We start from the raw sequence: 7,736 nt of genomic DNA, 5'->3' as shown, positions 1-7,736 counted from the left end.
ACCGCGCCCGGGTGCGCCGGGGCGACCGGCGCGGGCTTGAGCCCGGGCGGCACCGGCAGGGCGCTGCCTCGCACGAACTCGTCCCAGCTCACGTTCCACGCCGTCCAGCCGTTGCCCGGCTGCAACTCCACCTCGGTGCCCTTGACGGTGATCAGGTCACCGACCTGGGTGACCCCCATCAACCAGTCGGCCGCCGTGGCGGAGACGTTCGCGCAACCGTGTGAGACGTTGGTGCTGCCCTGGTCGCCCTCGGACCAGGGGGCGGAGTGGATGAACTCGCCACCCCAGGTGTAGCGCTGGGCGTCGTCGACGTCGACCACGTAGCCACCGTTCGGCTCACCCCGGGTGTCGAAGGTGGTCCGCTCGTGCTTTTCCATGATCACCATCTTGCCGCTGGAGCTCGGCGTGCTCGGCTTGCCCAGACTCACCGGGATCCGGCGAATCTGCTTGCCGTCGCGCAGCACGGTCATCTGCTTGGTGGCGTTGTCGATCTCCAGCGAGAGCTGCCGTCCGATCTTGGAGGTCGCGGTGCGCTCGGCGTCGCCGACCTTGTCCTTACCGATCGGCAGCCCCTCCAGAGCGGCCCGGACGCTGATGGTGGTCCCCGGCTTCCAGAAATCGGGCGCCCGGTAATAGACCTGACTTCCATCCTCAAGCCACGACCAGGTGCCCGGCTGCGGCGGATTCGTCTTTACGAACAACCGCCGCTGCACATCCGCTCTGGCCTCTTTCGGAACGCCCGGGTCGAACGCCACCGTTACCGGCATCGCCGTGCCGTACGTCCGATTACCGTCGAAATAGAGGGTGCTGGTGATCTGCGGTCTGGTCGATTTGGCCATCGTGGTGAACGTCGTGCTGCGGGTGGTGGTCGCACCCGAGTCACCCGTCGCCGTCACCTCGGCGGTGTAGGTCCGACGAGGTTGCAGCGGCGCGCTCGGCACCCAGCCGGAGCCGTCCTCGCGCGGCTCGGCGTTGACCTGCTTGCCCTTGTCGTCGGTGAGGCGTACGCCGGTGACCCGCCCGCCCTTGACCACGGTGCCCACCTCGGCGCTGACCGGGACGTCCCGGGCCTTGTCCCCCGGTGTCACGACGAGCTCCGGCGGGGCGGCGTGCCTCTTGGCCGAGCCGGTCGCCGACTCCCGGTCGGCGGTGCACCCACCCAGGACGAGTGGTGCCGCCGCGATGGTTACCGCCAACAGCGTCAATCGCCGCCTAGACGTCATGTTCAGTCCCCCCGTTTTTGGCTTCCCTCCGCCACATTCTCGCCCTCTCGACAGGGGTGTTAACGCCTTTCGGAAATAATTGGCGGCGCATTTATCGACGCATTTTCCGACAATGTTCCGCTTGGTGGAACAGGGGTTCGACCGGCCCTTCTCGCGTCCTTTGCTCTGCTTCAACGGAGGCAACACCGGCTGTCCGGTTCGCGCGGCACCAGCCCTCACCGACCCACGGCCGGGCGGCCCACGGCCGGCGGCGTCGCTCGGCCCGCCATGATCGACACGACGTCAAGGAAACCGGCCTATCAGGCGGCGTCGGACACCGCGATTTCCAGGAACGCGAGTCGATCAAGCGCCGAGCCAAGCCGGGCGCGGGAAGGGGCGAGCGCGAAGGGGGGCGAGCACGAAGGGGGCGAGCGCGGAAGGGGGCGAGCGCGGAAGGGGGAGGTCACGCCCGGTGCCGCACGTCGGGGGCGGACTTTTGTCAGTTGGAGCGAAACTTCTGCTGAACGCGACGAAGCTTTGCCTTCATCCGGACACACGGGTAGGGTCACGATCTAGATAGAGGGTTGCCCATTCGTCGATCATCTTGCCGCCACCCTGCCGGGTCGACGCGTTCCGCCCCCGAGGGGTCCGGGCCGCACCCGCGCCGTTTATAACCGTCAGCCGGAGCCCGCCTCCGGCCGGTTCGGCGCGCCCGGCAGACGGCAGCCAGGTCGACCGCCGCCGACGGCGTCCTCGCCGTCAGGAAGGGACCACCACCATGGCTCAACAGTTCAACCGACCGGCGCCGACACCGGCGTCCGCGCCGGTCAGCCGGCGCGGCGTGCTACGCGCCGCGACGGTCTCCGCCGCCGCGGTCGGCGCCGCCGGCCTGCTTGCCGGCCCGGCCACCGCCGCACCGGCCGGGCCGTCCCAGGCCGCGCCGGTGCCGGTCGACCGGATCAGCATCCAGCTCTACACCCTGCGTGACCAGCTCGCCGCCGACCTGCCCGGCACCCTGGACGCGCTGCGCCGGATCGGCTACCGGCGGGTGGAGCACGCCGGCTTCGTCGGACGCACCGCCGCGCAGTTCCGGGCCGCGCTCGACGAGGCCGGCCTGCGCGCCACCTCCGGGCACGTCGGCATTCCGCAGCCCTTCGACGCCGCGACCTGGGAGCAGGCCCTCGCCGACGCCAAGGTCGTGGGCTGCAAGAAGATCGTCCACCCGTACTTCGGTCGGGACGCCAGCGGCCAGCCGATCCGGGACCCGGCCGTCTACCAGGCCCTGGCCCGGGACCTGAACCGCGCCGGTCGGCTCGCCGAACGCGCGGGGCTCGAATTCGGCTACCACAACCACCAACTCGAGTTCGTACCGCTGACCGGCGGCTCGACCGGGTTCGACATCCTCACCGCACAGACCGATCCGCGGCTGGTCCACTTCGAGCTCGACCTCTACTGGACCTGGCGCGGCGCCCACGACCCGGTCGACGTGATCCGGGCCAACCGGGGCCGAATCCGCCAGGTGCACGTCAAGGACCTCGACGTCGAGGGTGGCTTCGCCGACCTCGGCGACGGCGTCATCGACTTCGGCCGGATCTTCGCCCACGAGCGGGAGGCCGGCATCGAGGAGTACATCGTCGAGCGTGACGACGCGGGCACCCCGCCGCGCTCCCCCGCCGACGCCCTGGACACCGCTCGCGTCGGCTTCGACTATCTCGCTTCACTCCGGTACTGACACCACCTCGGGGGACACACCTGATGAACAGGACCGCACTCGCGTCCGCCCTACTGCTGGTGACGGCCGGTCTGGCCGTACCACCGTCGGCGGCCACCGCCGCGCCGGCCGCGCCGCCGGACAGCAGCTTCCAGAAAGTGACACTCAACGACTTCCCCGGCGAGCCGATCAGCCTCGCCGTCCTGCCCGACCTGCGGGTGCTGCACACCTCCCGCACCGGCGAGGTGCGCATCCACGACCCGCGCACCGGGCTGAACACCCTCGCCGCCGACATCCCGGTGTACGAGCACGACGAGGAGGGGTTGCAGGGGGTCGCGATCGACCCGAACTTCGCCCAGAACAAGTGGGTGTACCTCTACTACTCGCCGCCGATGGACACCCCGGTGGACGACCCGGCGACCCCGGACGTCAACGAGGGGGACGCGCCGGAGACCGGAACCGCGGCGGACTGGCAGCGGTTCAAGGGCGCGCTGCGGCTGTCCCGGTTCAAGCTGGAGGGGGCCAAGCTCAACCTCGCCAGCGAGCAGCAGATCATCGACGTGCCGACCGACCGGGGCATCTGCTGCCACGTCGGTGGGCAGATCGACTTCGACAGCAAGGGCAACCTGTACCTGTCGACCGGTGACGACACCAACCCGTTCGCCTCCGACGGTTACATCCCGATCGACGAGCGGGCCGACCGTAACCCGGCCTTCGACGCCCAGCGCACCGCGGCCAACACCAACGACCTGCGCGGCAAGCTGCTGCGCATCAAGGTGAAGTCCGGTGGTGGCTACACGGTGCCGGCCGGCAACCTGTTCAAGCCCGGCACGGCGCAGACCCGTCCGGAGATCTACGCGATGGGGCTGCGCAACGCGTTCCGGTTCGCCGTCGACCGGCGCACCGACAACGTGTACGTGGGCGACTACTCGCCGGACGCCTCCAGCCCGAACCCGGAGCGCGGCCCGGCCGGGCACGGTCGGTGGATGCTGGTCGACAAGCCGGCGAACTACGGCTGGCCGTACTGCGTGACGCCGACGATCGCCTACCGCGACTACGACTTCGCCACCGGCGAGTCCGGCGCGAAGTTCAACTGCAAGCGCCCGGTCAACGACTCGCCGCACAACACCGGCAAGCGCGTGCTGCCGCCGGTCGAGCAGCCGGAGGTCTGGTACGCGGCGGCCCCCTCGGCCGAGTTCCCGCAGCTGGGCACCGGCGGCATCGCCCCGATGGGCGGCCCGGCGTACGACTACGACGGGACCAGCACGTCGCGTACCCGCTGGCCGGCCTACTACGACGGGGTGCCGCTGTTCTACGAGTGGACCCGCGACTACATCAAGGAGTTCCGCCTCGACTCCGACGGGGACGTGCAGGACATCCGCCCGGTGGCGCCGTCGCTGGTGGTGGACAACCCGATGGACATGGAGTTCGGCCCGGACGGCGCGCTCTACGTGTTGGAGTACGGCGACGGCTACTTCGCCGAGAACCCGGACGCGCAGCTGTCCCGGATCGACTTCGTCCGGGGCAACCGGACGCCGATCCCGAAGATCAGCGGCACCCCGACCGTCGGGCAGGCCCCGTTGACCGTCGCGTTCTCCAGCGCCGGCACCACCGACCCGGACGGTGACAAGCTGAGCTACGCGTGGGACTTCGACGCGGACGGCTCGGTGGACAGCACCGACCCGAACCCGACCTGGACGTTCGCGGAGAACGGCTCGTACAACCCGACGTTGAAGGTGACCGACCGCACCGGCCGGTCCGCCTCGGCGACCCTGCCGCTGGTGGTCGGGCCGACCGCGCCGACCATCGAGTTCGTCGCCCCGGTGGCCGGGCAGCCCTTCGAGTTCGGGCAGACGGTCGCGTACGAGGTGAAGGTCACCGACGACCTGCCGGTGGACTGCTCCCGGGTGAAGGTCACCTACGTGCTCGGGCACGACGAGCACGGGCACCCGCTGTCCACGGCGACCGGCTGCTCCGGAACCATCCCCACCTTCGTGGACGGTGGGCACAGCGGCGCGGACAACCTGACCGCCGTGTTCGTCGCGGAGTACACCGACGCGCCGACCGAGCCGGGCGTACCGCCGCAGTCCGCCTCGGCGACGGTCGTGCTGGACCCGGACCCGGTGGCTGGCCTGGCCGGCTGACCGGTTCACAGTGACAGCGGCGGCGGCCGGAGTTTCTCCGCGCGCCGCACGTCGTCGCGCTCCGCGCGCCGCTCAGCTCCAGTCGCTGTCCACGTGGTTGTCCCGCCACCGGCCACCCACCGGCGGGGTGTCCAGCCGCATTCCGTCGTCGGCGTTGCCGGCGAGGTCGTTGTCCTCGACCCGGCAGCCCACACAACTGCCCCGCTCGGTGATCCACAGCCCGTGCGTCTGGGTCTGGTCGTCGAGGTTGTCCCAGATCCGGTTGCCGCGGACGGTGGCCGAGTCGAACGGCGCGTTGATGGTGATCCCGGCCCGCCGCAGCGGCGCGGCGGCCAGTTCGTACCCGCATCCCGGCGGCGGCACGTCCCCGCTCCACGCGCTGAACGCGTCCGGCCGGACCGGGGCGAGGGTGAGTTCGTCACCGGTGTTGGCGGCCACCATGGCCACGGATCGTCCGACCCGCAGGACCTTGCCGCGGTGCCCGTCGTGCGGCCAGTTGGCCGACCGGTCCACCAGAGACCGCTCGCCGTAGCGGACCGCGTCGCCGGTCCCGCCGGTGCCTTCGGCGCACTGCCGTCCGTTGTTGCGGATCCGGTTGTTGAGCAGCACCGCGTCGGTCATCTGGTGGTCGATCCGGACGGCGTCCAGCCCGTTGCCCCAGAACTCGTTGCTCTCGATCACCACGTCCCGGATCGGGCCCTGGTAGCCGCGCCGGAGGTCGCGCGCGTGGTAGCCGTGCTGGCCGTTGCCGCTGATCCGGTTGCCCCGCACGGTGTACGGGCCGGGGCTGTTGCCGATGCTGACCCCGTCGCGCACGTTGCCGTCGATGACGCAGTCGGTGAGCAGCCCACCCCGACCGGCCACGGAGGCGGTGCCCTGCGCGGACACGTCGAACCCGGTCTCCAGGTTGCCGGTCATCGTGCAGGCCGAGACGATCAGGCCGTCCGCGCCCCAGTCGGAGATGCCGAACCGGTTGCCCTGACTGTGGCAGCCGACGATGCGGTAGCCGCGCGGCCGGTCCCAGTAGTCCTTCTGCAACTCGAGGAAGATGCCGTTGGTGCCGTTGGCCAGGGCGGTGCAGTTGGCGATGGTCAGCCGCTCCTCCCCGCCCCAGCCACCGATGCCGATCCCGATGCCCGCGCCGCCGATCTGCTCGCCGTTGTCCAGGCGCCCACAGCCGACCACCACCACCCCGTCGATCAGCGAGTCCTGGAGGAAGTCGCAGCCCAGCCCGGTGGCCGCGGTGTGGTGGATGTAGAGGTTGCGGAAGATTCCGCGCACCACGTACTGCAGGCCGAGGCCCTTGGCCAGGTAGCTGTACTCGGCCATGGCGACGCCCGAACCGTCGATCTGGAAGTCCGCGAAGGTGCAGTCGGCGATGTGTCGGTCCCGGTCGGCGCCGTGCTGCACGGTGGTCCAGAAGGCCAGCGGGGTCGGGTCGGCCCGGTTGCCCTCGTTGCTGAGCATGAACCGGGTCGCCGCCGGGCCGGCCCCGATCAGCGACACCCCGCTGCGCCACACCGTGCCGGCGTCGCGGATCGAGTAGATGCCCGGCGGCAGTAGATGACCCGGGCCCGCCCGTCCGAGGCGTACCCGGCGCCGAGGCGATCCACGAGGGCGGCCAGCGCCGGTTGGTCGTTCGTCGCGCCGTCACCGGTCAGCCCGTACTCCAGGGCGTCGCAGTAGAGCGGCGCGCCGGCCGCGGCGGGTCGCCGCACCCGGACCGAGTTGAGTAGCAGCTCTTTGCCCACAGGCCGGATCCCTTCGACGCGTTCGGCGCGCTTCGGCGGGGCCGACTTCCCGATCAGGCGGCCGGGAAACCCCCGGACGAGCGTCGGCCCCGGCGCCGTGGGGCAGCGCCGGGGCCGAGCGGGTAGGCGTCAGACGGCGGCGATCAGCAGCGCCGGGCGCTCCACGCAGTCGGCCACGTGCCGCAGGAAGCCACCGGCCACCCCACCGTCGCAGACCCGGTGGTCGAAGGTGAGGCTGAGCTGGGTGACCTTGCGGACGGCGAGCTGCCCGTCCAGCACCCACGGCTTGTCCACGATCCGTCCGACCCCGAGCAGGGCCGCCTCGGGGTGGTTGATGATCGGCGTGGAGCCGTCGACACCGAACACGCCGTAGTTGTTCAGCGTGAAGGTGCCCCCGGTGAGCCGGGCCGGCGGCAGCGTGCCGGCGCGCGCGGCGGCGGTGGTCGCGCTCAGTTCGGCGGCCAACTCTGCGGTGGTGAGCCGCTGGCGTCGCGCAGCACCGGCACGAGCAGGCCCCGGTCGGTCTGCGCGGCGATGCCGAGGTGCACCCCGGCGGACTGGACGATCCGCTGGGCCTCGGTGTCGACCCGGGCGTTGAGCTGCGGGAACCGGCGTAGCCCGCTGAGGCAGATCCGGGCCAGCAGGGCCAGGATGCTCACCGGCGCGTCGGGCGTGGCGGCGTTGATCGCGGCCCGGGTCTCCAGCAACCCGGTGGCGTCCACGTCGACCCAGATGGTCACCTCCGGGATCTCCCGCCGGCTGCGGGAGAGCTTGTCGGCGATCACCTTGCGCACCCCGGTGAGCGGGACGATGACGTCGCCGTCGCCGGCCGGAGCCACTGCGACGTGCGGGTCCGGCACGGCGGCGAGTCGGGCGGCGGGCGCGGCCAGCGCGGACTCCACGTCGGCGCGGCGGATCACGCCGCCGG

Annotated in this window: 3 protein-coding genes and 2 pseudogenes; 2 read left to right on the top strand and 3 right to left on the bottom strand. The window is 71.2% G+C overall.

Going from position 1 to position 7,736, the window contains the following annotated elements:
• Positions 1-1,223: L,D-transpeptidase (locus tag JM949_RS31320; protein WP_203151720.1), on the bottom strand; the 1,223-nt coding region annotated here is incomplete at its 3' end.
• A gap of 757 nt (positions 1,224-1,980) precedes the next feature.
• Between JM949_RS31320 and JM949_RS31315 the strand changes: the two genes are divergently transcribed.
• Positions 1,981-2,934, top strand: coding sequence for a sugar phosphate isomerase/epimerase family protein (locus JM949_RS31315; RefSeq protein WP_203151719.1), 954 nt, complete (start codon positions 1,981-1,983; stop codon positions 2,932-2,934).
• 23 nt (positions 2,935-2,957) lie between these two features.
• The gene (locus JM949_RS31310) at positions 2,958-5,057 is read left to right on the top strand and encodes a PQQ-dependent sugar dehydrogenase (protein WP_203151718.1); all 2,100 of its coding nucleotides are present in this window, start codon (positions 2,958-2,960) and stop codon (positions 5,055-5,057) included.
• Positions 5,058-5,129: 72 nt separating this feature from the next.
• Here JM949_RS31310 and JM949_RS31305 read toward each other — a convergent pair.
• Positions 5,130-6,808 (bottom strand): annotated as a pseudogene (locus JM949_RS31305) (right-handed parallel beta-helix repeat-containing protein).
• Positions 6,809-6,937: 129 nt separating this feature from the next.
• Positions 6,938-7,736, bottom strand: a pseudogene (locus tag JM949_RS31300) (dihydrolipoamide acetyltransferase family protein); the annotation flags it as partial.

The organism is Micromonospora tarensis, from assembly GCF_016803395.1.
In the GTDB taxonomy this organism is placed as follows: Bacteria; Actinomycetota; Actinomycetes; order Mycobacteriales; family Micromonosporaceae; genus Micromonospora; species Micromonospora tarensis.
The sequence above is the reverse complement of the archived record's forward strand: the minus strand, read 5'-3'. Positions and strand labels throughout refer to the sequence as shown.